The organism is Frankia sp. QA3, from assembly GCF_000262465.1.
Classification (GTDB): Bacteria; Actinomycetota; Actinomycetes; order Frankiales; family Frankiaceae; genus Frankia.
Genome location: NZ_CM001489.1, coordinates 3,520,507 through 3,544,151, shown reverse-complemented (window position 1 = coordinate 3,544,151; position 23,645 = coordinate 3,520,507). Strand labels below are relative to the sequence as shown.

The 23,645-nt window shown below is 71.6% G+C and carries 21 protein-coding genes and 1 tRNA gene; 14 read left to right on the top strand and 8 right to left on the bottom strand.

Annotation, left to right across the window (positions count from 1 at the left end; genetic code table 11):
• Window positions 1-156: 156 nt before the first annotated feature.
• The 3 genes from FRAQA3DRAFT_RS14605 (at window position 157) to FRAQA3DRAFT_RS14595 (ending at window position 3,979) form a co-directional block, all read left to right on the top strand.
• Window positions 157-1,416: a glutamate-5-semialdehyde dehydrogenase gene (locus FRAQA3DRAFT_RS14605; protein WP_009739803.1), complete on the top strand. Its 1,260-nt coding sequence runs from the start codon at window positions 157-159 to the stop codon at window positions 1,414-1,416.
• Window positions 1,417-1,592: 176 nt separating this feature from the next.
• On the top strand, window positions 1,593-2,480 hold the full coding sequence (locus tag FRAQA3DRAFT_RS14600) for a MoxR family ATPase (protein WP_009739802.1): 888 nt from the start codon (window positions 1,593-1,595) through the stop codon (window positions 2,478-2,480).
• 68 nt (window positions 2,481-2,548) lie between these two features.
• Window positions 2,549-3,979 (top strand): VWA domain-containing protein, encoded by a 1,431-nt coding sequence (locus tag FRAQA3DRAFT_RS14595; protein ID WP_009739801.1) that lies wholly within the window; start codon window positions 2,549-2,551, stop codon window positions 3,977-3,979.
• A 77-nt stretch (window positions 3,980-4,056) separates the two neighbouring features.
• Here FRAQA3DRAFT_RS14595 and pgm read toward each other — a convergent pair whose 3' ends face one another.
• Window positions 4,057-5,724, bottom strand: a complete 1,668-nt coding sequence (gene pgm / locus FRAQA3DRAFT_RS14590) for a phosphoglucomutase (alpha-D-glucose-1,6-bisphosphate-dependent) (protein ID WP_009739800.1) — start codon at window positions 5,722-5,724, stop codon at window positions 4,057-4,059.
• 312 nt (window positions 5,725-6,036) lie between these two features.
• Here pgm and nadD point away from each other — a divergent pair, with 312 nt between their 5' ends.
• From nadD to FRAQA3DRAFT_RS37255, 6 genes are all read left to right on the top strand, one after another.
• A complete protein-coding gene (gene nadD, locus FRAQA3DRAFT_RS14585) occupies window positions 6,037-6,633 on the top strand; it encodes a nicotinate-nucleotide adenylyltransferase (protein WP_198287166.1) in 597 nt (198 codons plus the stop codon).
• A gap of 271 nt (window positions 6,634-6,904) precedes the next feature.
• Entirely contained in the window at window positions 6,905-7,354 is a 450-nt protein-coding gene (gene rsfS / locus FRAQA3DRAFT_RS14580; protein ID WP_035922933.1) for a ribosome silencing factor, read from the top strand.
• Window positions 7,351-8,052, top strand: coding sequence for a histidine phosphatase family protein (locus FRAQA3DRAFT_RS14575; protein ID WP_009739797.1), 702 nt, complete (start codon window positions 7,351-7,353; stop codon window positions 8,050-8,052). The genes rsfS and FRAQA3DRAFT_RS14575 overlap by 4 nt, the downstream gene beginning before the upstream one ends.
• 79 nt (window positions 8,053-8,131) lie before the next feature.
• Window positions 8,132-8,205 (top strand) — tRNA-Ala (locus FRAQA3DRAFT_RS14570).
• Between the two features lie 347 nt (window positions 8,206-8,552).
• Entirely contained in the window at window positions 8,553-9,446 is an 894-nt protein-coding gene (locus FRAQA3DRAFT_RS14565) for a helix-turn-helix domain-containing protein (protein WP_232292051.1), read from the top strand.
• Between the two features lie 47 nt (window positions 9,447-9,493).
• On the top strand, window positions 9,494-9,796 hold the full coding sequence (locus tag FRAQA3DRAFT_RS37255) for a hypothetical protein (protein WP_232292050.1): 303 nt from the start codon (window positions 9,494-9,496) through the stop codon (window positions 9,794-9,796).
• A 342-nt stretch (window positions 9,797-10,138) separates the two neighbouring features.
• Here FRAQA3DRAFT_RS37255 and FRAQA3DRAFT_RS14560 read toward each other — a convergent pair whose 3' ends face one another.
• Window positions 10,139-11,161, bottom strand: coding sequence for a GlxA family transcriptional regulator (locus FRAQA3DRAFT_RS14560; protein ID WP_009739796.1), 1,023 nt, complete (start codon window positions 11,159-11,161; stop codon window positions 10,139-10,141).
• A 122-nt stretch (window positions 11,162-11,283) separates the two neighbouring features.
• Here FRAQA3DRAFT_RS14560 and FRAQA3DRAFT_RS14555 point away from each other — a divergent pair, with 122 nt between their 5' ends.
• A complete protein-coding gene (locus tag FRAQA3DRAFT_RS14555) occupies window positions 11,284-12,183 on the top strand; it encodes an NAD(P)-dependent oxidoreductase (protein WP_009739795.1) in 900 nt (299 codons plus the stop codon).
• 111 nt (window positions 12,184-12,294) lie between these two features.
• Here the strand turns inward: FRAQA3DRAFT_RS14555 and FRAQA3DRAFT_RS14550 are convergent, their stop codons facing one another.
• Together FRAQA3DRAFT_RS14550 and FRAQA3DRAFT_RS14545 are read right to left on the bottom strand one after the other, a co-directional pair.
• Window positions 12,295-13,110 carry a glycosyl transferase family 28 gene (locus tag FRAQA3DRAFT_RS14550; RefSeq protein ID WP_009739794.1) on the bottom strand — a complete coding sequence of 272 codons (816 nt, stop codon included), beginning with the start codon at window positions 13,108-13,110 and terminating at the stop codon, window positions 12,295-12,297.
• A gap of 232 nt (window positions 13,111-13,342) precedes the next feature.
• Window positions 13,343-14,170 carry a helix-turn-helix transcriptional regulator gene (locus FRAQA3DRAFT_RS14545; RefSeq protein ID WP_009739793.1) on the bottom strand — a complete coding sequence of 276 codons (828 nt, stop codon included), beginning with the start codon at window positions 14,168-14,170 and terminating at the stop codon, window positions 13,343-13,345.
• A 54-nt stretch (window positions 14,171-14,224) separates the two neighbouring features.
• Between FRAQA3DRAFT_RS14545 and FRAQA3DRAFT_RS14540 the strand changes: the two genes are divergently transcribed.
• The 4 genes from FRAQA3DRAFT_RS14540 (at window position 14,225) to nhaA (ending at window position 17,442) form a co-directional block, all read left to right on the top strand.
• Window positions 14,225-14,821: a class I SAM-dependent methyltransferase gene (locus FRAQA3DRAFT_RS14540; protein ID WP_009739792.1), complete on the top strand. Its 597-nt coding sequence runs from the start codon at window positions 14,225-14,227 to the stop codon at window positions 14,819-14,821.
• An 83-nt stretch (window positions 14,822-14,904) separates the two neighbouring features.
• Window positions 14,905-15,297 (top strand): hypothetical protein, encoded by a 393-nt coding sequence (locus FRAQA3DRAFT_RS14535; protein WP_009739791.1) that lies wholly within the window; start codon window positions 14,905-14,907, stop codon window positions 15,295-15,297.
• A 357-nt stretch (window positions 15,298-15,654) separates the two neighbouring features.
• Window positions 15,655-15,921: a hypothetical protein gene (locus tag FRAQA3DRAFT_RS14530; RefSeq protein ID WP_009739790.1), complete on the top strand. Its 267-nt coding sequence runs from the start codon at window positions 15,655-15,657 to the stop codon at window positions 15,919-15,921.
• Window positions 15,922-16,086: 165 nt separating this feature from the next.
• Entirely contained in the window at window positions 16,087-17,442 is a 1,356-nt protein-coding gene (gene nhaA / locus FRAQA3DRAFT_RS14525; RefSeq protein WP_083873747.1) for a Na+/H+ antiporter NhaA, read from the top strand.
• On the opposite strand, the gene FRAQA3DRAFT_RS14520 is transcribed toward nhaA, so the two are convergent.
• The 4 genes from FRAQA3DRAFT_RS14520 to FRAQA3DRAFT_RS14505 form a co-directional block, all read right to left on the bottom strand.
• Window positions 17,390-18,334 carry an acyl-CoA thioesterase II gene (locus FRAQA3DRAFT_RS14520; RefSeq protein WP_009739788.1) on the bottom strand — a complete coding sequence of 315 codons (945 nt, stop codon included), beginning with the start codon at window positions 18,332-18,334 and terminating at the stop codon, window positions 17,390-17,392. The two genes, nhaA and FRAQA3DRAFT_RS14520, sit on opposite strands and share 53 nt — an antisense overlap.
• A gap of 160 nt (window positions 18,335-18,494) precedes the next feature.
• Window positions 18,495-19,994, bottom strand: coding sequence for a class I adenylate-forming enzyme family protein (locus FRAQA3DRAFT_RS14515; RefSeq protein ID WP_009739787.1), 1,500 nt, complete (start codon window positions 19,992-19,994; stop codon window positions 18,495-18,497).
• Window positions 19,995-20,006: 12 nt separating this feature from the next.
• A complete protein-coding gene (locus FRAQA3DRAFT_RS14510; protein WP_009739786.1) occupies window positions 20,007-20,321 on the bottom strand; it encodes a hypothetical protein in 315 nt (104 codons plus the stop codon).
• 775 nt (window positions 20,322-21,096) lie between these two features.
• The gene (locus FRAQA3DRAFT_RS14505; protein WP_009739785.1) at window positions 21,097-23,610 is read right to left on the bottom strand and encodes an EAL domain-containing protein; all 2,514 of its coding nucleotides are present in this window, start codon (window positions 23,608-23,610) and stop codon (window positions 21,097-21,099) included.
• Window positions 23,611-23,645 lie beyond the last annotated feature (35 nt).

Here is a 23,645-nt window from a genome sequence, read left to right as displayed (position 1 = left end):
ACGGGGGTCCGCCGTGGTCGTGACACATGCCGTTGCGCAGCCAGAACGCCCGAATCGTCACCCGGTCCACGCGGACAGGCGCGGGTGCCGCCCGGCGCCGGTAGCCTCAGGAGGGTGGGTTGCGCCGCGGCGCCCGCACTTACGGAGGATCCCGAGATGATCACCTCTGCGGAGGCTGTCCGAGACGTAGCAGTGCGCGCGAAGGCGGCGGCGGCCCTGCTGGCACCGGTCAGCCGCGGCGAGAAGGATCGGGTGCTGCTCGCGATGGCCGAGGCGCTCATCGCCCGGTCCGCGGAGATCCTCGCGGCCAACGCCGAGGATGTCGCGGCCGCGCGGGCGGCGGGAACGCCCGGTGCCATGGTCGACCGGCTCACCCTCACCCCGGCCCGACTGGGGGGCATGGCCGACGGGCTGCGGCAGGTCGCCGCGCTGGACGACCCGGTCGGCGAGGTCGTGCGCGGGCGGGTGCTGCCCAACGGCATGGAGCTGCGTCAGGTCCGCGTCCCGCTCGGCGTCGTGGGGATCATCTACGAGGCGCGGCCGAACGTCACCGTGGACGCCGCGGGGCTGTGCCTCAAGAGCGGCAACGCGGTGCTGCTGCGCGGCAGCGCCTCCGCGGTGCGGTCCAACACCGCCCTGGTGGCGGTCCTGCGCGACGTCGCCGCGGCGAACGGTCTGCCGGCCGACGCGGTCCAGCTCGTCCCCGGCCTCGATCACGACTCCGTCAAGCATCTGATGCGGCTGCGGGGTCTCGTCGACGTGCTCATCCCCCGTGGCGGGGCCGGGCTCATCCGGGCGGTGGTGGAGGAGTCGACCGTGCCGGTCATCGAGACCGGGGTCGGCAACTGCCACGTCTACGTCGACGTCGACGCCGATCTCGACCAGGCGCTCGCGATCACCGTCAACGCCAAGACGCACCGGGTCTCGGTCTGCAACTCGGCGGAGACGCTGCTGGTGCACCGCGCCGTGGCGCAGCGGTTCCTGCCGAAGGTCCTGGCCGCGCTGCACGACGCGGGCGTGGCCGTGCACGGCGACGAGGCCGTGTGCGCGGTGGACCCGCGTGCCGTGCCCGCCACCGACGACGACTGGGCGGCCGAGTACCTGTCGTTGGACATGGCCGTCCGCGTCGTCGACTCGCTCGACGACGCGGTGGCGCACATCCGTCGCTGGGGCAGTGGACACACCGAGGCGATCGTCACCCGTTCGCTGAGCGCGTCCCGACGCTTCATCATGAGCTGCGACAGCGCGGCGGTGATGGTGAACGCCTCGACCCGGTTCACCGACGGTGAGCGGTTCGGGATGGGCGCCGAGATCGGCATCTCCACCCAGAAGCTGCACGCGCGGGGGCCGATGGGCCTGCCCGAACTGACCTCGACGACGTGGGTCGGCGTCGGCGACGGTCATCTCGTGAGCTGACCGATCCCGGCGTTGGCCGGCGCTGCGGTCCCGGTGCTGCGGGGTCCCGATGCGTACCGAGGCGTTCACCCGCCCAGGGCCGGACCAAAGCCGCGGGCGGGGCGTAGTCGCCCGTCTGCGGCTTCATCCTGGCACTATGGACGTGGCGATGCTTGACACGGGGACGGAAGGTGGCCATGTCGCTTCAGGAACACGCTTTCGCCGACGTCGCGGATGTGCGGGAACGCCTCCGCGCGACCGGATACCTCGCGGACGAGGCGATCGCCACCACGGTCTTCCTTGCCGACCGGCTGCGTAAGCCGCTGCTCGTGGAAGGGCCGGCGGGTGTCGGGAAGACCGAGCTCGCCAAGGCCCTGGCCACCTCGGTCGGCGCCGAGCTGATCCGCCTGCAGTGCTACGAGGGTCTCGACGAGGCCCGCGCGCTGTACGAGTGGAACTACAAGAAGCAGCTGCTGCGCATCCAGTCCGGTTCCGGCGACGGCGGCGCGGAGGGCTGGCAGCAGGCCCACGACGACATCTTCAGCGAGGAGTTCCTGCTTTCCCGGCCGTTGTTGACGGCGATCCGTCGCGAGGAGCCGACGGTGCTGCTCATCGACGAGACCGACAAGGCCGACGTCGAGGTGGAGGGCCTGCTGCTGGAGGTGCTGTCGGACTTCCAGGTGACGATTCCCGAGCTTGGGACGATCACCGCGACCCGCCGCCCGTTCGTCATCCTCACCTCGAACGCGACCCGGGAGCTGTCCGAGGCACTCAAGCGGCGCTGCCTTTACCTCAACCTGGACTATCCCTCCGCGGAGCGGGAGAAGGAGATCGTGCTCTCCCGGGTTCCGGACCTGCCGGAGAAGCACGCCGAGTCGTTGGTTCGGATCGTGCGTGCGCTGCGCGCGATGGAGCTGAAGAAGGCGCCGTCCATCGCCGAGACCATCGACTGGGCGCAGACGGTACTTGCGCTCGGGTTCGACACCTTCGACGAGGCGGCCGTCGCCTCCACCCTCGGCGTGGTGCTCAAGCACGCCAGCGACCAGGCCCGTGCCATCGGCCACCTCAAGCTCACCGCGAACTGACCCGACCACTGCGACCCGATTACCGCGGCGGCCCTCACACGGCCGCACGTCCACAAGGGGGCGCCGGCATGAACCTGCTGGACCGCACCGTCGAGTTCACCGCCGCCCTGCGCCGGGCCGGCGTCCCGGTCAGCAGCGCCGAGACGGTGGACGCAGCCCGCGCCATCGGGGCCCTGGGCTGGGCCAACCGGGACGCCGTGCGGGCGTCGTTCGCCGCGACCCTGTGCAAACGGCCGGTGTACCGGCCCGCCTTCGACACGCTGTTCGACCTGTACTTCCCGCCGCGCATCGGCGACGGTGTCTCGCTGGACGACCTCGCCGACGACCCGTCGGCCACCGGAGACGGCGCGTCCGCCGACGGCGAGCCCGATCCCGGCGACCTGACGCCGGAGGAGCTGGAGGCGCTGCGGCAGGCGCTGCGCGACCAGCTGCTCGACGCGCTGCGCGACGGCGACGACGAGGCGCTGCGCCAGCTCGCCCGGCAGGCGGTGAGCGCGTTCGGTTCGGCGCGGGGCAGCGCCGGCCGTTCCTGGTTCCTGTACCGGGTGCTGCGCGCGATGTCCGCGGAGACGCTCATCTCCGACCTGCTCTCGGCGCTGCTGGGCGACTCCGAGCGCGGCGGCCTCGCCGAGCGGGCCGCCCGGCAGACGATCACCGACCGGATCCGTGAGTTCGAGGAGCTGGTGGGCGCGGAGGTGCGGCGCCGGATGGCCGAGGAACGCGGCATCGAGGCGGTCGAGCGCAGCGCGGTCAAGCCGCTCAGCGACCAGGTCGAGTTCCTGCGCGCCTCCCAGCGCGACCTCGTCGAGCTGCGCCGGCAGGTCTACCCGCTCGCCCGCCGGCTCGCGACCCGGCTGACCGCGCGGCGCCGCCTCGGCCGCACCGGCCGGCTGGACTTCCGGCGCACGGTTCGCGCGTCGCTGGCGACCGGCGGCGTGCCGGTGGACACCAAGCACCGCCCGCACAAGCCGCACAAGCCCGAGCTGGTCGTGCTGTGCGACGTCTCCGGCTCGGTGTCGTCGTTCGCGCACTTCACCCTGATGCTGACCCACGCGCTGCGCGAGCAGTTCGCGAAGGTCCGCGCATTCGCCTTCATCGACACCACCGACGAGGTGACCCGCTATCTGCGCGGCCTCGATCTCGGCGACATGATGGCGCGGATCTCCGGCGAGGCCGACCTGGTCTGGTTCGACGGGCACAGCGACTACGGCCACGCCATCGAGGTCTTCGCCGAGAAGTACCCGGAGGCGGTGGGGCCGAAGACGTCGCTGCTCATCCTCGGCGACGCGCGTAACAACTACCGGCCGACGTCGGCGGCGGTGTTCCGGCGGCTGTGCGCGCAGGCCCGGCACTCCTACTGGCTCAATCCGGAGCCGCGCAGCTACTGGGGTTCCGGCGACTCGGCCACCGACGTCTACGCCGAGCTGGTCGACGAGATGGTGGAATGCCGCAACATCGACCAGCTCCAGGTCTTCATCGAGCGCCTGCTGCCCTCCTGACCCGCCGCTCCCCGCATCTCCAGAGGGATAAAACGGATACAAAAGTCTCTGGAAGGGCAAGGAAGTCACACGGTCGGTCAGCCGCGGGCGAGGGCGGCGTCCACGATCGCCTGGGCCTGTGTGATCACCTCGTCGAGGTGCTCCGGACCGCGGAAGCTCTCCGCGTAGATCTTGTAGACGTCCTCGGTGCCGGACGGGCGGGCCGCGAACCAGGCGTCGGCGGTGACGACCTTCACCCCGCCGATCGCGGCGCCGTTGCCGGGCGCCTGCGACAGCGCGGCGGTCACCGGTGAGCCGGCCAGCGTCGTCGCGCTCAGGCTCGCCGGGGTGAGGGCCGCCAGGATCTTCTTCTGCGCCGTCGTGGCGGGGGCGTCGACCCGCCGGTACGCCGGGGCGCCGTGCAGCTCGGTCAGCTCCCGGTACAGCGCCCCGGGATCGCGGCCGGTGACCGCCGTCATCTCCGCGGCGAGCAGGCAGGCGATGAGGCCGTCCTTGTCCGTCGTCCACACCCCGCCGCCGCGGCGCAGGAACGACGCGCCCGCGCTCTCCTCCCCGCCGAAGCCGAGGGTGCCGTCGGTGAGCCCGCCGACGAACCACTTGAAGCCGACCGGCACCTCGACGACAGCGCGGCCGATGCCCGCGCCGACCCGGTCGATCATGCTGGAGCTCACCAGGGTCTTGCCGATCGCCGTGCCCGCGGGCCAGTCGGCGCGATGGACGAACAGGTAGGCGATCGCCGCGGACAGGTAGTGGTTCGGGTTCAGCAGCCCGGCGCCGGGGGTGACGATGCCGTGCCGGTCGGCGTCGGCGTCGTTGGCCAACGCCACGTCGAAGGAACCGGCGAGGCGCAGCAGGGAGGCCATCGCGTGGGGCGACGACGGATCCATCCGGATCTTGCCGTCCCAGTCCGTCGTCATGAACGAGAAGGTCGGGTCGACGGTGGTGTTGACCACGTCCAGGTCGAGCTTGTAGCGCTCGGCGAGCGCCTGCCAGTAGACCAGGCTCGCGCCGCCGAGCGGATCGACGCCGATGCGGACGCCGGCGGCGCGGATCGCGTCGAGGTCGACGACGTCACCCAGGTCGGCGACGTAGGCGCCGACGTAGTCGTGCACCACCGCGGCGGCCCGCGCCTGCGCGTAGGGCACCCGGGCGACACCGGTGAGACCGGCCTCGAGCAGGGCGTTCGCCCGGTCCTGGATGACCTTGGTGGCGGCGGTGTCGGCCGGGCCGCCATGGGCCGGGTTGTACTTGAAGCCGCCGTCGGCCGGCGGGTTGTGCGACGGCGTCACCACGATCCCGTCGGCGAGCCCGCGCGCGGCGGCGGCGGCCGCAGGGGTGGCACCACGGTCGCGGTTGTGCCCCAGGATGGCGTGCGAGATCACCGGGGTCGGCGTCGCCTCGCCGTCCGGGGCGATGCGCACCGGCACGCCGTTCGCGACGAGCACCTCCAGGGCGCTGGCCAGCGCCGGGGCGGACAGGGCGTGGGTGTCGATCCCGAGGAACAGCGGGCCGTCGACGCCCGCCGCCGCCCGGTAGTCGCAGATCGCCTGCGTGGTGGCCAGGATGTGGTCGGCGTTGAAGGAGCCGCGCAGCGCCGATCCGCGGTGCCCGGAGGTTCCGAACGACACCCGCTGGGCGGGGTCCGCGGGATCGGGGCGGACATCGTGGTACGCCGCGAGCAGGGCGTCGACGTCGATGAGGTCCTCGGGGGCGGCGGGCTGCCCCGCGCGCGGGCTGGTCGGCATGGGCGGCGCCTCCTCGCGGTGGGACGGGGGTGGCCGGTGGCCTGCCGTCAGCCTAGCCGGGTCGTCCCCCGCGGGGCTGGTTCGTCCCGGGCCGCCAGCCCCGGCGGGGGTGGCCGGGACCCGGACCGCCAGGCGGGACTGGCCGGGTGACGTGCGGTGTGGGGGTCGGGGGCCGCTGGTGGGGAGGCGGGGTCGCTGGTGGGGAGGCGGGGTCGCTGGTGGGAGGCTTTGTGGGACATCTCCCGTCCCGCCGCGCGCTGCGCGCGCGTGCCGGTCTTGCGGAGTTACTGTCCGATCGTGCGTCTCGGCGTGATGGGTGGGACCTTCGATCCCGTCCACAACGGGCACCTCGTGGCCGCCAGCGAGGTGGCCGCCCTGTTCGACCTCGACGAGGTCGTGTTCGTGCCGAGCGGGCAGCCGTGGCAGAAGGTCCACCGCGTGGTCTCGGACCCGGAGGACCGCTACCTGATGACCTTCCTCGCCACCGCGGAGAACCCGCAGTTCACCGTCAGCCGGGTCGAGATCGACCGGGGCGGGGCGACCTACACCATCGACACCCTGCGCGACCTGCGCGGAGCCCGGCCGGACGACGAGCTGTTCTTCATCACCGGCGCCGACGCGCTCGCCCAGATCTTCACCTGGCGTGACCATCGCGAGCTGTTCGAGCTGGCGCATTTCGTCGGGGTCAGCCGCCCCGGCTACCAGCTCGCCCTGGACGCCGCGCTGCCGGCGAACTCGGTGAGCCTGCTGGAAGTGCCGGCCCTGGCGATCTCGTCCTCCGACATCCGCCAGCGGGTCGGGCGCGGTGCCCCGATCTGGTACCTCACGCCGGACGGTGTGGTGCGCTACATCGCCAAGAGGCACCTCTACCAGCCACCGACCCTGACCGGTACCTGCCACCGACCCTGACCGGTACCTGCCACCGACCCTGGCCGGCACCGACCACCTGGCCCGATCGGGCGGCCCGCCCGTCGCATGTCGTTCGCTGGGCCGGTGCCCCTACCGTCCCGAACCGGGGCCGGTGCGGCGATATCACGGCTTTCGGGCCGTCGCCGGCCTGATGGGTGCCCTGCCCGGGCGGGGATGTGTCACGCTGGACTTAGCCGCCCGACCACGGGCGGTGCGCGGGGCGGCCGGTGGCGGCCGGCCCGCGGACGTCGCCACCCTGGAGACCCTGAGCGTGACCGCTTCCCCGCGAGCCGTCGAACTCGCCCTCGCCGCCGCGCAGGCGGCGGCCGACAAACTCGGCCACGACCTGCACATCCTCGACGTGAGCGAGCGACTGGCCATCACCGACTGCTTCGTGCTCGCCTCCGCGGGCAACGAGAGGCAGGTCAAGGGCATCGTCGACGAGATCGAGGAGAAGCTGCGCCAGCTCGGGGTCAAGCCCGTCCGGCGTGAGGGAGAGCGGGAGGGCCACTGGGTCCTGCTCGACTTCGTCGACGTGGTCGTGCACGTCCAGCGGGACGAGGAACGCGTCTTCTACGCCCTGGAACGGCTGTGGAAGGACTGCCCGGTGATCCCGTTCACCGACGCGGCGGTCGGGGCCGCGGCCGGTGCCGCAATCTCGGTGCCCGGGGTGCCCTCATCGGCCGGCCCGCTCGGTGGCGGTTCGGCGAACACCCTGTGAGGCTGCTGCTCTGGCGGCACGGCCGGACCACCTGGAACGACGTCGGTCGTTTCCAGGGGCACGCGGACCCGCCCCTCGACGCCACCGGCCGGGCCCAGGTTGCCGCGGTAGCCCCGATCATCCGGGCGATGCGTCCGGACCTGGTCGTCTCGTCCGATCTGCAACGTTGCCGGGACACCGCGGCCGGGCTCGACCTGCCATTCCGCTCCGACGCCCGGTTGCGCGAGATCGATCTCGGGCTGTGGTCCGGACTGACCGGCGCCGAGGCGGCCGTCAAGTTCCCGGAGGAGGACCGCGCCTGGCGCCGCGGCGAGGACGTGCGCCGCGGCGGCGGGGAGACCTACCGTGAGGTCGCCCGGCGCGCCGGAGAGGTCTTCGACGAGGTCCGCGCCGAGGGGCTGGCGTCCGAGCCGGACGGGCTCGTCGTGTTCGTGCTGCACGGCGGCACCGCCCGCTCGCTGATCGGCCACGTCCTCGGCCTGCCGCCGGAGCTGTGGTGGCACTTCGGCCCGCTGGCGAACTGCCGGTGGTCGATCATCCGTCTCGTCGAGGGCGGGTACCGGCTCGCCGAGCACAACGCGGGTCCGCTGCTGACTGGTAAGGTCGGCATCGCCGGATCGGGTCTGTCCGAGTCCCTCCTGCCGAGCCAGGGGGCCTCGACGGAGTCCGACACGGAGCCTGTACACTTGCCGAAGTAGCCCACCAGGCGCGGCGGTATCGGTGCCAGGGGGGCAACACACCGAGGTTCGCTCGGTCTGATATAAATGAACAGCAGTTGGGGCTGTGGCGCAGTCTGGTAGCGCATCACACTGGCAGTGTGAGGGTCAGGGGTTCGAATCCCCTCAGCTCCACGAGACTTTGGGCGTCTTGTTTTCTCCCTTTTGGGGGAGAAACAGGGCGTCTCTTTATTTTGCCGGGGGGGCCGAGCCCCCCGAACCCCCCCACGAACTTGCCCGTGGTTGGGGGGGTGGGGGTGGGGGGTGGGTTTGGGGCTGGGGGGCACCCAACCCGGATCAGGCGCGGGACTGCGGCCCCGTGCGCGTTCCCACCTTGACGCGGTGATCGTCCGCCACAGCCACCCATCCCAGCGAGGGGGCACCTTCCTCGCGTTGGTGGGATGGGCGCGGGGGGCCGGTCTGAGCGTGGCGTCGCCGTATCCTGAGGGTGACTTTCGCGCGTGGGGCGAGAAGAGGGCGCGATGGTCGACGAGTCGGCACCGGGAACCTCTCTCCAGAACCTGCGCCACCGACGTGGACTGACCCAGGAAGCACTTGCGGACGCGGCCGGACTCAGTGTTTCCACGATTCGTAAGATCGAACAGGGTGGAAGTGCCCGGATCGAAACGCTTCATATCCTTGCGCGTGCCCTCGACGTCGAGACATCGACTCTCTTCGGGTCGGCTTCCCCTACGCCTACCCCCGACCGAGAGGAAGATAATAAGCTGAATCTTCTTCCTTTGCGTCAGGTGCTCACTCCTGTTGTCGGCATCGGGGGAGCCGCGTCCTTCGCGGGACAGCCGTCCGGTGAGGTGTGGGAGGCGGACCTGCGCGCGGCGCTGTCGGAAGCCGTCCGCCTCTACCACGCCGACGACTTCGAAGCCGTCGCCGCGATGCTTCCGCGTATGGTCCGCGAAAGCCATTGGCTGATCGACCATGCCGCTTCCGAGGAACGTTCCACACTGCTGCGACTGCGCGCCGAGATCTACCAGCTTGCCGGATGGTTCCTGACACAGGTGCGACAGTACGATCTTGCCTACACGGCCATTCGTGAGGCAATACAGGACGCAACGGGCGCGGGAGATCCGCTCACCGCCGCATCCGGCGCCATCTCGCAGGCATGGCTGTTCATCCGGCAGGGTCGGTTCACCGACGCGGAGTCGCTCGCCCGAGACACCGCCTCGACGATCGAACCGCGGATGTCCACGGCCAGCGATGCGGAACTCTCGCGTGGGGGTGGCTCCTGCTTCGCGGGTCGGCCGCCGCGATACGCAACAATCGGCGCGACTCCTCCGACGAATTCCTGTCGCTCGCCGAGGTTGCCGCATCGCGCGTGTCCGTCATCCGCTCGCCCGGTCGCTACCACCAGTAGCTGACGACCTTCGGCCCGACCGTCGTGACGATGAAACGCGCCGAAGCAGTCATGATCACAGGTGACGCGCGGGGGGTGCTGAGACTCGCGGAGAAGATCTCACAGCCACGGACAGGCCGATACCGGTCCGACAACCTGAGCCGCCATCTACTCGACGTCACGTCCGCCCACACCACGCTACGGGACTACCACGACGCCACCAGCATTCTTGTCCATCTGCGGAAAAACTCCCCCGAATGGCTGCGGCCTCAGCGTAAGGCGAAGGACGTCCTGCTCACCATCGTGCAGAGCCGCAAGCGATCGTTGGGTCAGGAACTTCGCGGCCTAGCCGACTTCTTGGACATATCGGCGTAGGAAAGCGTGACTATCACGTTACGTGGTAGCCGTGATCGGGCCCCGCGCAAAGTACCACGGATCATCCCTCTTGATCGCTTTCGCCGAGCCCTAGATTCTTCCGCAGGCACCCGGGTCCGGTCGCAGCAGAAGACCCTTACGCTCCCTTCTGACTCCCGGATTCGGGTCGCCGCCCGCGAAAAGACCAGATGTCGATCGGCCCCATGAGGGCCTTCCGCCCAGTGATCCAGACCCAGGCCGGCGCCGACCCTCGACCGTCTCTCAAGCGGAACCGGGTGCCCGTCCCGCCGAAAGCTATCGCCGCTCGTCGGTATCGCCGCCGTCGGTAGCGCCACTCGTCGGTCAAGTGGCGAGCGACGACTCGGGCACTGCCCGGGGGAAGGCCTGGCGGTAGGCGCTAGGCGATATCCCGACGTGTTTGACGAAGTGATGCCGGAGATTGGTTGCCGTCCCCAGCCCGCTCAGCTCCCCGATCTTCTCGACGGACAGGTCCGTCGATTCCAGCAGGGTCCGGGCATGGTCAAGCCGTTGCCGCAGGAGCCACTGCAGCGGCGTTGTCCCAGTAGCTGCCCGCAGCCGGCGGTAGAGCGTCCGCGGGCTCATGGCGCCTTGTCGCGCCAGGTCGGCGACGGTCAGAGGTTCGTCCAGGTGGGCGCGGACCCAGTCCAGCACGGGCCCCAGACCGCTGTCGTCGGCGGCGGGGACAGACAGGTCGATGAACTGCGCCTGACCGCCAGACCGATGGGCGGGTACCACCATTCGGCGGGCGAGCTGATTGGCGACGTGCGCGCCCAGGTCGCGGCGCACGATATGGAGACAGAGGTCGAGACCGGCGGTCATCCCCGCGCTGGTGAGGACATCGCCGTCGTCCACATACAGCACAGAGTCGTCGACCTGCACCTTCGGGTAACGCCTGGCCAGGTCGGTGGTGTGCATCCAATGGGCGGTGGCGCGGCGTCCGTCGAGCAATCCGGCCTCAGCGAGCGCGAACGCACCGGTACACAGCGAGACCATCCGGGCACCCGCCTTGTGGGCGCGGCGTAGGGCCGTGATCAGCGTGGGGGGCAGCGGCATGTCCTCGTCCAAACAGGCATCGGGTACCGAGGCGACGACGACTGTGTCCGCGCGGGCGAGGTCGTCCAATCCGTAACGGGTCTGAAGCGACAGCCCGATTCCTGCCAGGGAAGTGCCCTGGTCGTCAGCCTGTCGCCCGCCAGTCCCGCACAGCCACAGGTCGTACCAGGGGTTGACCAGATCGGTTTGCGGCTTCCCGAAAACGGTCCAGGGGATGCTCAACTCGTACAGGTCCCAAGAGAGAACCCCGATCTCCTGGGGTACGACCAGAGCGACCGAACCAGCACCCATGTGTCGAGGCTATGGCAGGAATGTGGCGGTAGGCGTCATGCCTGTCACTGTTCCGGGGCGCCGTCCGCTGCGAGCCTGCTCCGCGGACAGACAACTGCCCCGAACGCACAAGGAGCTGTGGCATGAATTCCCACCCACCTGCCGTCACCGTCATCGGACTGGGCCTGATGGGCTCGGCGCTCGCCGCCGTGCTGCTGGATGCCGGCTGCCCGACGACCGTGTGGAACCGCTCGGCGCACAAGGCCCAGTCGCTGGTCGACCGGGGTGCACGCCTGACCGGGACGCCGCGGGAGGCGGTCGAGGCGAGTCCATTCGTCATCGTCTGTGTGCTCGACTACGACGTGCTGTACTCCGTTCTCGCTCCCTCCGTAGATGCCCTCGCCGGCAAGGTTCTGGTCAACCTCACCTCCGGCTCGCCGGAACAGGCCCGCGAGGCGATGGCATGGGCCCGGTCCCACGGAGCCGACTACCTGGACGGCGCGATCATGACCACGCCGCCGGGTGTCGGCAGCCCCGAGATGATGTTCCTCTACGGCGGTCCGGACGACGTCTTCGACGCCCATCGTCAGACCCTGGCGTTCCTGGGTGACCCCCTGCACCTGGGAGACGACCCCGGCCTGGCTTCCCTCTACGACGTCGCGCTGCTCGGCCTGATGTGGTCCACGCTGACCGGCTGGCTGCACGGCACCGCCCTGGTCGGGGCGGAGAAGACGTCCGCCACGACTTTCACCCCCTTCGCGGTCCGCTGGCTGACCGCCGTGGCCGGTTTCCTCACCACGTACGCACCCCAGGTGGACGCCGGCCGCTACCCGGGTGACGACGCCACGGTCGACGTCCAGATCGCGTCCATAGACCATCTCCTGCACGCCGCGGCCTCCCGGGGCGTCGACAACGCCCTGCCCGAACTCCTGAAATCCGTCATGGAGCAGGCCAGGGCCGCGGGCCACGGCTCCGACAGCTACGCGAGCGTCATCGAGGTGCTGAGGAGCCCCGCCCCCGACCCGGACGAGCACAACCGCTGACGGACCGTCAGGGGATGGTCGGCACGGGTGGGTGCGTGTCGACCGCGGGGTGGAGGTCGGGGCGGTGATGGTGGCGTCTACCCCACGGTTTCCCCGGTAGGGGCTGAGGTTTCAGCTCAGCATGTTCTCGATGAGGTCGGCGGCCCGCGTGGTGCCGCCTTCGGCTCGTGCTTCGGTGGTGAACAGCCCCTCGCTGCTGCCGCCCATTCCGGCATGCGTGATGAATGCGTCAGCCTGTTCCAGGATCGCGAGCTGAGGCACCCAGGGGTGCACCTCGATGTTGGGTGGGATGTCGCCGAGCTCCGTCGCGTCGGTGTGCCTACCGATCTGGAGGACGACGTGCCAGCCGGCCAGGCCGCCGTACGCCGCCGGGCACTGGCGGTAGAATGCCGGCCGGCGGGAGTCGACCTGGTCGGCGTGCGGCTGCATGGCCCTGGGGACGAGCGCCAGGGCACGCGGGGGACGGCCGGAGAAGGCATCCACGTCCGTGGTGGATGTTCCGCAGGTGGCGGGCCAGGCCGCGAACCTGGCCCGGTAGACGTCGGCGCCCGGCAGCTGCCACAGGTGCGCCGCGACATCCTGCTCGTAGCTCCTCCAGGCCACGAATGTCGGGGACAGCTGCAGGAGCGGGCGGTCGTGGCCGTAGACGGCCTGCAGCTGCGGCAGTGTCCGGATGGCGTCGTCGAGGAAGACGTCCATCGCGGCGATGGGGTCGTCCGGCCAGTCGTTGTCGGCGACCGGCAACCTGGAGTCGTAGGGGACGAACTCGGCGCCGGTCGCCGTGATCAGGCTGGCCACGGCCGGGTCATTCGCAGAGGTCACGCGGTGGCCGCGACCCACCAGTTCGCGGATGACCTCGAGGCTGGGCAGGACGTGACTGACGGCGGGGATACCGACCATCGCGACATGAGAACGGAGATGGGACACCGGAGATCACTCGTTTCAGGTCTACGGGGAAAGGACACGACAAACCGGCGTCGATGTCCACGACGGCGCGGCCTGCCGTGGAGCACGCACACAGGGATGCGGGACGGGGACACGCCCCGTCCGTGTCAGCCGTAGATCTGAATCAGGTACACACCCGAGACTTTAGACGCTGCCGGGTCGACGGTCATCGGGAGCCCGGCCACCCCAGCGGACCGGACAATGTGGCGCGACGTCAGGTCCACCGGTCGTCGTGTTCGCCGGGCGGGCGGTGCTGGGATGGTCGGTGGGCGAAGTAAACGCCCGGCGGCACGCCGATCGTGCGGCGGAAGGCGGCGACGAAGGCGCTCGGGGTCGCGTAACCGGCGCGGCGGGCGGCCGTGCTGACCGGGAGGCCGGCGGCGAGCGCGGGCATCGCCGCGCGTAGGCGGGCGTGGCGCCGCCACCGCTCGAACGTCATGCCGGTCTGCGCCGTGAAGGTCCGCCGCAGCGTCCGGGCGCTCACCCCGGCGTCGGCGGCGAAGCGGGCCACGGTCCGGTCGTCGGTGGGATCGGCGACCAGACAGTCGGCGACCCGGCGGGCCCGGGGTTCGGTCGGCATCGGCAACGGCAGGGCCGCGGCGGGCATCGGGCGCAGGAGATCGAACAGGACCGCCTCGGCCCGCATCCGCTGCGCCGGTGGCAGATCGGGCACGGCGAGATGGTCGAGGAGTTCGCGCAGCAGCGGCCCGACGGCGACCACCGTCGCCGTCGACCACGGGATCGGGCAGCGCGAGGGCAGGAAATACGGACTGCGCATCCAGGCGTGGTCCGCGCTGCGCGTCATGTGGGCCAGCCCGGCGGGGATCCACAGGGCGAGCGTCGGGGGCAGGAACCAGGCCTGCGCCTCGACCTGGACCGTCAGCACCCCGCGACGCGCCCAGGCCAGCTGATGGACCAGATGGCGATGCTGCCCGAAACGGTGCCTGGCGGTCATCTGAAAGTCGGCGATCGCGACGGCACCAGGGCCGCCGCCGTAAAGCCGGCCGTCGGTGATCCCGAGATGCTGACCGCTGTGCGACATACATTGGCAGGGTAGTGGATGGCCGTCGCGAACGGGCAGATCTAGGGTCCGGATATGGCGATGAATCTGCTGCACCGAAAGTTGTGCGCGTCTGAACGGTGGGCGACCGCGGTGGAGAAGAAATTTCTCCCCTGGGCGCTCGCCGACGTCTCCCTGGGCAATAACGTGCTGGAACTCGGGCCCGGTTTCGGCGCCACCACCCGAGTGCTCGCGAATCTCACGCCGTCGCTCACCGCGCTGGAGATAGACGAGGAGTCGGCGCGCCTGCTCGAGCGCCGGCTGGGCTCGCGGGTGCGCATCCTGCACGGCGACGCCACCCGGATTCCGGCGGAGGACGGCTCCTTCGACACGGTCGTGGCCTTCACCATGCTGCATCACGTTCCGTCGCCGGCGAAACAGGACCAACTGTTCGCGGAGGCGTTCCGGGTGCTCAGGCCGGGCGGGACTTTCGCGGGCAGTGACAGCCTGACGAGCTTCGGCTTCCGGCTCATCCATCTCGGGGACACCTCGATCACGGTCGACCCCGACGGGCTGGCGGCCCGGCTCGCCGCGGCCGGATTCGACGGGACGCGCATCGAGACCGGGGCGAGCAGCTTCCGCTTCCAGGGGACCCGGCCCGTGGTTGATCCCGCGGCAGCACCCTCCCGCTGACGGCCCCGACGATCGGCCCCGACCGGGCGCCGTCGGCCGCGATCGGGCCGGCCTGGGCATCGTCGCTGGTTTAGCCTGGTCGCGTGACCACCCTCCCGCGTCGGCGCCTGCGCGCGGGCTGGGTGGCGTCCCTGCTGTTGCTGATCGGCCTGGTGGGCGCATCCGGCGGCGCCGGCGGGCGGGCGGCGGGCCTGCACGTGGTCGAGGGGGCGCTGCCCACGGCCACGGCGTTCGCCGTCCCGGTCGGTTCCGACGAGACCACGACTCCGCGCCCGGACGCTCGAACGCTGCTGGCGGGGCCGTGGTCGCCGGGCCATCCCACCGCGTTCGTCCTCGCGTCGGGCGCGGTGGCCCTCGTCCTTCCCCTGCTCGTCCGCTGGCGCCGACCGGCGCGCCGCGCCGGCCGTGCCGACGCCTGCGCCGGCGCCTTGGCCGCCCGCGGCCCACCGCCGCGGCCTCGCCAGTTCTCGAGGTAGGCCCGCGTCGCGGTAGGCCCGCGTCGCGGCAGGGCCGTGAGGTCGGCTGCCGCCTGATTTCCCAGGCGCTGCCGCCGTGCTGACGGACGCCCCGATGCCCCGCCCACCGGCTGACGATGTCCGAGCCGGCATCGCCGAGACTTCGACGCGCGCTCTTCCGCGCAACTCCGCCACCGCCGCGCGCCGAGGTCACCGGCCCACGCACTGCGGCCAGCCCGTCCTGCCGTGGCGTGGTGGCGGCAGCGGGTGATCGACCTCGGGTCCGGGCTCCGGAAAGCCTGCTTGCGCAGCCTGAGCCGCGCGGCGGGCCGGGCACGCATGCCCGTCATCGGACGATCATCGATCGAAGGACGATCTGTGGACTCGGGATTCGAATGGGATCGAATACTCATAGCCGTCGCGCTGCTGGCGGCGATGTTCCTGCTGCCCGCCCTGGTGATCTGGCGTGACCAGGTCCGGGACCGGCGCCGTTTCGGGGCACAGACGCTGTCCCGACCCGTCCGTTACGGGCCCGACGGCGAGACCTACCGGGAAGGGACGGCGCCCGCGGCCGGCCCCGCCGAGCGGGCCGGGCGGGACGATGCGCCCGCACCGCTGACGATGTCGGGAGTGCCCGGCCGGTGATGCCGGTACGCGGCGGGCGGGGCGGCCTGGCGGCGGGGACGGTGCGTGGGTGGGTCATCGGGCGGCACGCCGCTGGGGGAGCGGCGTTCGGTTAGGCTCGATCACGGTGTGCCGGGAAGTCTGGTCGGCGGTGACCCACCCGACCCCGGACGCTGGGAGACCGTTCTGAACTCGCCGACGCGACGCGCCCGCCGTCTGTTCGCCCGCGGCTCCTGGGCGGAGACCCGGCGGATCGCGGCGATCCTGCGCGATGAGACGATCGGCGGGGCGCTGCTGCTCGCCGCCACCGTCCTGGCCCTCGGCTGGGCGAACTCACCCTGGTCGGGCTCCTACGATTCGCTGCTGACCACCCACTTCGGCCCGTCGGCGCTGCATCTGGACCTCTCGGTCCGCGAGTGGGCTGCCGACGGGCTGCTGGCCGTCTTCTTCTTCGTCGCCGGTCTCGAACTCAAACGTGAGTTCGTCGCCGGGGACCTGCGTGACCCTGGCCGGGCGGCGCTGCCGGTGGCCGCCGCCGCGGGCGGGGTGGCCGTTCCGGCCGTGCTGTACACGCTGCTGAACCTGCACGGCGGGGCGTTGCGGGGCTGGGCGATCCCGACCGCCACCGACATCGCCTTCGCCCTGTCGGTGCTCGCGGTCGTCGGCCGGTGCCTGCCATCGGCGCTGCGTACCTTCCTGCTGACCCTCGCCGTGGTCGACGACCTGTTGGCCATCGTGATCATCGCCGTCGCCTACACGAGTGAGCTGTCCGTGGTGGCGCTGGTCGCCGCCGCAGTCCCGTTGGCGGCGTTCACGGTGCTGGCGCAGCGCCGGGTGCGGGCGTGGTGGCTGCTGCTGCCGCTCGCGGTGCTCACCTGGGCGCTCGTCCACGCCTCCGGGGTGCATGCCACGGTCGCCGGGGTGCTGCTCGGCTTCGCCGTGCCGGTGTTGCGCAGCGAGCGGGCCGGGGGACCGCAGGCGGGACCGGGGCTCGCGGAACACTTCGAGCACCGGTGGCGGCCGCTGTCGGCGGGCGTCGCCGTGCCGGTCTTCGCCTTCTGCTCGGCCGGGGTGACGGTCGGCGGGCTGGCGGGGCTCGCCGACGCGCTGTCCGACCGGGCCGCTCTCGGCGTCATCGTCGGCCTGGTCGTCGGCAAGGCGATCGGTATCTTCACGACGACCTGGCTCGTCGCCCGCTTCACCGGGGCGAGCCTCGAGCGCGGCCTGGCCTGGATCGACGTCGCGGGGCTCGCGCTGCTCGGCGGGATCGGGTTCACGGTGTCGCTGCTCATCGGGGAGTTGGCGTTCGGGCCCGGCAGCGCCCGTGACGATCATGTGAAGGTGGGTGTGCTGACTGCTTCGGTCACCGCCGCCCTGCTGGCGACGGTGGTGCTGCGGCTGCGTAACCGCGCCTACGCGCGGATCCACCAGCTCGAGACGGCCGACGACGACCACGACGGCGTCCCGGACGTCTACCTTGCGCGGCGGCTCAGCGCGTCGGCGGCCGCTGCCCGCCGACGGCGCCGGCCGGCGGGCGGATGAAACCCTGCTGGGCGGTCGTCGCGACCAGGGTGCCGTCCCGCCGGAAGATCTTTCCGGTCGAGTACCCGCGCCCGGCGGAGGCGGTCGGGGAGTGCTGGTCGTGCAGCAGCCACTCGTCGGCCCGGAACGGGCGGTGGAACCAGATCGCGTGGTCGAGGCTGGCGAACGCCACCCCCGGGCTGGCCGACGCGATCCCGTGCGGCCGCAGGGCGGTGGACAGCAGATACAGGTCGGACCCGTAGACGATCGCCTGCAGATGGATGCGGGGATCGTCCGCCAGCGCGGTCCTGACCCGGAACCAGACCTGCTGGCTGGGGGGATACGCCCGTGGGGCGAGCGGGGACACGACGCTGACCGGCCGGAAGTCCAGCACCGCGAAGTGCGGGGGCAGCGGGCCGTCGAACCCCCAGGCGGCGAGATGGCTGGGCAGGTCGGGCAGCGACTCGGGATCGGGCACGTCGGGCGGGGCCGGATCGGCGTGGTCGAGCCCCTCGCGTGGGGTGGTGAACGACGCCATCACCTCGAACAGCCGGCGGTCGTGCTGGCGGGCGACCACGCGGCGCACCGCGGACGAGCGGCCGTCGCGGATCCGCTCGACGTGGTAGCTCACCGGAATCTCCGGGTCACCGGACTGCAGGAAGTAGCCGTGCAGGGAGTGCGCCGGGAACTGCGCGGTCTGCTGGGCCGCCGCGAGTGCCTGACCGGCGAGCTGACCACCGAAGATGCCGGTGCGGGCGCGCGCACCCCGGGCGCCGACGAACACGTCCGGCTCGGACTCCCGGACCCCGAGGACGTCCTGCAACGGCAGGGCGAGATCCGCGGCCGCGCCGGCTGACGTGGCGCCGACCTCCGGCTCCCCGACGGGACCGGGGCCGGTGGGAACGACAGTCATGATCAGCTCATCCTCGCCTCGTCCTCGCCAGCGCGCGTCACCGAACGGCGGCTGGTCCGCGGCACGCCCGATCCCGGTAGGGATGACACGCCGCGGGCCGTACGCCGCATCCCGTGCCCGCCGGTCGCAGCCGGCCGGCGGGCACGCGATGCGGAACCGATCAGGTGAAGGCCTCGGACAGTTCGGTCCGAAGCACCCGGCGCAGCAGCTTGCCGCTCTCGTTGAACGGCAGTTCCTCCCGGAACTGGATGTGATCGGGGGTCCGGCTGGAGCGCAGCCGCGTGCGGACGTGCGCCTTGAGGTCCTCCTCCGTCACCCCGCCGGAGGTGACGACGGCGGCGACGACCTGCTCGCCCCACTCCTTGTTCGGGATCCCGACGACCGCGGCCTCGAGCACACCCGGGTGCTCGAGCAGCACCGCCTCGATCTCGCCCGGCGACAGGTTCTCCCCGCCGCGCACGATCACGTCGTCGAGCCGGCCGTGGACGAACAGGTAACCGGCCTCGTCGAGGTGCCCCTCGTCGCGGGTCGGGAACCAGCCGTCGGAGTCCAGCGTCGTGCCCCGACCGAGGTACTCGCCGGAGACCTGGCCGCCGCGCACGTAGATCTCTCCGCGCTCGCCGACGGGCACCTCGATGCCGACCGCGTCGCGGATCGACACTTCGAGCGTCGGCAGCGGCTTGCCGACGGAGGCGAGCCGGGCGCGGACCGCCGGGTCGTCGCTGGCGAACGCCGCCTGGTGGTCGTCGGGACCGAGTACCGCGATGGTGCTGGAGGTCTCGGTGAGCCCGTAGGCGTTGACGAAGCCGACGTTCGGCAGCAGGCCGACCGCGCGCTCGATGACCGGCAGGGGCATCGGGCCGCCACCGTAGGACAGCGAACGCAGCGACGGCAGACCCAGGCCGTCGGCCTCCACGATGTCCAGGATGCGGCCGAGCATCGTCGGGACGACCATCGCGTGGGTGATCGACTCCTCCCGGACGATGGTCACCCAGGCGGTCGGGTCGAACGCCTCGAGCTGGACCACCCGGCGCCCGGAGTAGGTCGACGACAGCACCGCCGAGATGCCCGCGATGTGGTACGGCGGCACGCTGACGATCGCGGCCTCGTCCTGCGCCGAGCCGGCGAACTCGACGGTGGAGATGATGTATTCGGTCAGGTTGCTGTGCCGCAGCACGGCGGCCTTCGGCTCGCCCGTGGTGCCGCTGGTGAACAGCAGGACGGCAATCTCGTCGGCGTCGCCGCCCCAGCCGTCCTTCTCCTTGCCCTCGGGGTCCTCGGCGAGCGCCAGGGCCTCGGCCCGGCTGAGGAACTCGATGCCGTCGACCGGCCCGACCCGCTCGACGACACCCTCACCCACGATGATCGTCGCCGGGGCGGTGCGGGCGACGATGGCGCGCAACTGCGGATCCGCCAGGCGGTAGTTGATCGGCACGAACGGCTTGCCGGCGATCGCCGCGCCGAACAGGGTCAGGGGAACCGCGGGGGAGTTCAGGTCGATCAGCCCGACCCGCTCGCCCGGCCGCGCCTCGAGCGCGGCGCCCAGGCGACGGGCCCGGCTGGCCAGCTCGGCGAAGGTCAGACCGGAGGCCAACGGGCCGAGCGCGACCCGGTCGGCCATGCCGTCCGCGGCCATTTCGAGAAGCATCCCGAGGTGCATCGTGGCTACCCGTCAGTCAGAGGAGGGCAGGGGCTTGGCGTCCTTCTGGGCGAGGATGACCTCCCCGATGGACAGGGAACCGGCGCCGCCCTTGGTGCACAGCAGCTCCAGGCCGGTGTCGCCGTCGGCGAACCGCTTGCCCAGCGGCGTGCCGGCGGAGAACGCGGGGTCCAGGGTGAGCCCGGTGGGGGCCTCGGTGCCGATGGCCACCACCGGGTGGCCGCCGCACCGCAGATCGATCGGTCCCTTCGCGGGTTTCACCACGATGACCTCCGTCTGGTCGACGGCTGACCGATAGCGGGTACCGGGCTTGGTGACAAGGCTCACGTTTTCGACCTCCTCGCTCGCGCGTGTTCCTCTCGCAGAGCGGAGAGAGCCACGCCTTTCCTGATTTCTACTGCCAGGGGGGATCAGGCGCCACCGCCCCGGGCAGTAGCAACATCGCCACACGGATCGTGGAGCGGGGCGGCGGGCGGGGCCGGCACGGCGGGATCTCGCCCGCAGCCGTCGATCCGCGGCCGCCGGGTGAACGCCCACGATCAAACCGGGACCGCCGTGACGGCCGCCGGGGCGGCTGTCCGCAGCCGGCGGCGCCTCACCTCAGCATACGAGGCTACCTCGATTTCTGACAAAGATGTCACATGATGCCGGGTGTGGGTAGGCCCCGTTCCGGGTGTATGGCTACGGCGTGATCCCGGCTGGGCCGGGACCTGCCGGACATCTCACGTACGAAGTTAGATGTTTCATCGTTCATTGAACCTCAGATCCGGACGCGGGGCAGCCGATGCGTCGGCGGGTGGCCGGGGCTGGCCGTCACCTGCTGCCAGTCCGCTTCAGGCCGGCGGCGGAGGGGCTGTCGGTCCGGTCCGGCTGCGCGGCGCGCGCCCGCCGGGCGGCGGATGTGGGCCGGCGGTGGAGCCGGTGGAGCCGGCGGCGCCGGCGCCCCGGTGGCCGTGGCGGTGGCGGTCGCGGCGGGCGACCACGCGACGCCGGGTCGTCCGCCGGGGTCGTGGCTGCGGCTTATCTGACGTTGTCGTCACCCCTCTGCGGCGGTCGTCGTTGCCGACCGTCACCGTTCGGGGGCGCCCGCCGTGCGGGGATGTCACCGTCCGCGAGAAGGGGTCCCGGGATGGCTGGCCCCCCTCGCGCGCGCGCGTCCGGTCAGCCGTGGCAGCCGCGCCGCGCTCGGACCGATCATCGGTCCGAGCAGGAGGTCGCAGCGCAGCGCCCGCAGCGTGTCCAGCTGCGCGGTCGTCGCGACGTCCCCGGCCATCGTCTGGATGCCGAGCTCATGGGCGAAATGGATGAGGGCACCCGAGGCGGCGTGGCGCACCGGGTTGAGATCGACGCCGTCGACGTACGTCCCGCTGAGCCGGATGTAGCCGAAGGGCACCCGGTTCATGGCGGAGGCCATCGTCCGGGCCGACCCGTAGTCGCCGATGCAGAGATCCACCCCCAGGCGGCGCAGCTCGCCGAAGGCGGCGAGCAACGCGGGCTCGTCGTCGGCGACCTCCCCCTCGGGGATCTGGAGGCACAGTCGGTAGTGGATGTCCGCGCCGGTGGCGGCCAGTAGCACGTCCAGCTCGGGAATGAACCGCGGTTCGACGAGGCAGCGGCCGGAGACGGTCACGGCCAGCAGCGGCGGCGGCTCGCCGTCGCCGGGCACGCCTTCCCACCGGGCGGCGGCCCGGCAGGCCCGGCCCACGGCCCAGCGGTCGATCGGTACCCGCAGGCCGACGTGCGCGGGCTCGGGCAGGAACTGCGCGGGCGGCACCAGACCGCGGCGCGGATGGCGCCAGTGCGGCAGCGCCTGCGCGCCGGCCAGTCCGCGGTCGATGTCCTGGATCGGCTGGTAGCGCATGACCAGCTCGTCGGCGGACACGGCCCGGCGCAGCTCGTCGTTTTCGGTGATCTGGGCGATCAGCCGGGTGCGCATCACCTCGTCGAACGCCAGCCGCCGCCCCGGCCCGCGACGCTTCGCGGCGTACATCGCGATGTCCGCGGCGTTGAGCAGGTCCTCGCCGTCGGCGGTCTCCGGTTCGGACAGGGCGATGCCGACGCTGGCCGACAGCAGGATCGTGCGCTCGCGCAGCATGCAGGGCGTGTCCAGGGTGGCGAGTACCCGGTCGGCGATCGCCTCGACGGCGGCGGGGGAGTCGATGTTCTCGCACAGTACGGCGAACTCGTCGCCGGAGAGCCGCCCGACGACGTCGGCGGGCCGCACGGCATGTTCGAGCCGATCTGCCGTCAGCCGCAGCAGGTGGTCGCCGGCCTGGTGGCCGAGGGTGTCGTTGACCGTCTTGAAGCCGTCGAGGTCGATGAACAGCACGCCGATCCGGGTCCCGTCCCCCCGCGCCCGGCGCAGCGCCCGGTCCAGCCGGTCGAGCAGGGCCGTCCGGTTCGGTAGCCCGGTGAGCCCGTCGCGCAGGGACTGGCGGCGGATCTCGTCCTCCATCCGGAAGCGCACCGCCGCCGCCCCCAGCACGGCGCCGACCGAGCGGACGAACTGGGCGTCCTGCTCGCTGAACGCCGGTGCGGGCGAGGGACGGCTCACCTCGACGACCGCCAGCGGCCGATCACCTCGGCCGGTTGCCACGACGAGGTCGTGGCCGCCCGCGGTGGTCCGGGTGGCAGGCCGCGGCGGGCACCATGCCCCGTCGGTCCGGCGGCCGCCGGCCCAGGCCGGGTCGGTGCGGGCCGGGTCGGTGTGGGTGGTGCGGGCCGGGTCGGCGGAGACGTCGGCGAGGATGCGGGTCCGCTGCCCGGCGTCGTCGAGTTCGTGGATCCGGACGGTGCCGGCCGTCAGATGCTCGGCGAGAATGCGGGCGGCGTGGGTCCACATCGTGGTGGCGTCCAGACTCTCCAGCGCCTGCTGGCCCAGGTCGGCCACCATGGCCTGCTCGTCCGAGCGGGTGCGCAGGGTGGCCAGCGCCTGTTGGTGTTCGGTGACGTCCGTGGCCACGCAGGTGAGGTAGCTCACCTCGCCGTCGGGTCCCTCGATCGGAATGAGATGCAGGTCGAAGTAGCGGCCGAAGGCCTCGAGGACGTCGTGCACGGGGTGCCCGTCGAGCGCGGCGCGCACCAGGCCGACGGCGTCGGGCAGGTCCTCGAAGAGCGTGAACACCGAGACGTCGGGATGCTCGGTGAGGCGGGTGAGCGTCGCGTCCAGGAGGCCCTCGCTGGCGAGCACGAGCCCCGCCCGATCCATCAGGAACATGGACACCGGCGTGTGGTCCAGGATGAGGCGCAGCCGGTCGTTCGCCGTGATCTCGTCGGAGACGTCCTGGAGCTGGCTGAGGATCTCCCGTCCCGCCGGTCCCGGCACCGTCGCCGAGGTGACGAGGACGTGCACGGTGCTGTGGTCAGGGCGCCGCAGGCGGACCAACCGCCGGGACGGCGGCTGGTGCCGGCCGGGCCGGTGGATCTCCTCGTGCCACAGCGCGCGCTCCTCGGGGACGGTGACGTCCTGCCAGTACGTGCCGACCAGCTCGGCCTCGGACTGGCCGAGCAGGTTGCAGGCCGCCGCGTTGGCCCGGCGCAGGCGGCCGGTGCGAAGATCCGTCACGGTCACCGCGAGGTTCAGGAGCTCGAAGAGGTCCGGACGCTCCTGTGTCAAGACTCCTCACCCACTCCGTGCGGTCCGGCCTTGTC

What these genes read in the sequence shown, in the direction of transcription:
- FRAQA3DRAFT_RS14605 (WP_009739803.1), top strand. Translation starts at nt 157, where the DNA reads ATGATCACCTCTGCGGAGGCTGTCCGAGACGTAGCAGTGCGCGCGAAG.
- FRAQA3DRAFT_RS14600 (WP_009739802.1), top strand. Translation starts at nt 1,593, where the DNA reads ATGTCGCTTCAGGAACACGCTTTCGCCGACGTCGCGGATGTGCGGGAA.
- FRAQA3DRAFT_RS14595 (WP_009739801.1), top strand. Translation starts at nt 2,549, where the DNA reads ATGAACCTGCTGGACCGCACCGTCGAGTTCACCGCCGCCCTGCGCCGG.
- pgm (WP_009739800.1), bottom strand. Translation starts at nt 5,724, where the DNA reads ATGCCGACCAGCCCGCGCGCGGGGCAGCCCGCCGCCCCCGAGGACCTC.
- nadD (WP_198287166.1), top strand. Translation starts at nt 6,037, where the DNA reads ATGGGTGGGACCTTCGATCCCGTCCACAACGGGCACCTCGTGGCCGCC.
- FRAQA3DRAFT_RS14565 (WP_232292051.1), top strand. Translation starts at nt 8,553, where the DNA reads ATGGTCGACGAGTCGGCACCGGGAACCTCTCTCCAGAACCTGCGCCAC.
- FRAQA3DRAFT_RS37255 (WP_232292050.1), top strand. Translation starts at nt 9,494, where the DNA reads ATGATCACAGGTGACGCGCGGGGGGTGCTGAGACTCGCGGAGAAGATC.
- FRAQA3DRAFT_RS14560 (WP_009739796.1), bottom strand. Translation starts at nt 11,161, where the DNA reads ATGGGTGCTGGTTCGGTCGCTCTGGTCGTACCCCAGGAGATCGGGGTT.
- FRAQA3DRAFT_RS14555 (WP_009739795.1), top strand. Translation starts at nt 11,284, where the DNA reads ATGAATTCCCACCCACCTGCCGTCACCGTCATCGGACTGGGCCTGATG.
- FRAQA3DRAFT_RS14545 (WP_009739793.1), bottom strand. Translation starts at nt 14,170, where the DNA reads ATGTCGCACAGCGGTCAGCATCTCGGGATCACCGACGGCCGGCTTTAC.
- FRAQA3DRAFT_RS14540 (WP_009739792.1), top strand. Translation starts at nt 14,225, where the DNA reads ATGGCGATGAATCTGCTGCACCGAAAGTTGTGCGCGTCTGAACGGTGG.
- FRAQA3DRAFT_RS14520 (WP_009739788.1), bottom strand. Translation starts at nt 18,334, where the DNA reads ATGACTGTCGTTCCCACCGGCCCCGGTCCCGTCGGGGAGCCGGAGGTC.
- FRAQA3DRAFT_RS14515 (WP_009739787.1), bottom strand. Translation starts at nt 19,994, where the DNA reads ATGCACCTCGGGATGCTTCTCGAAATGGCCGCGGACGGCATGGCCGAC.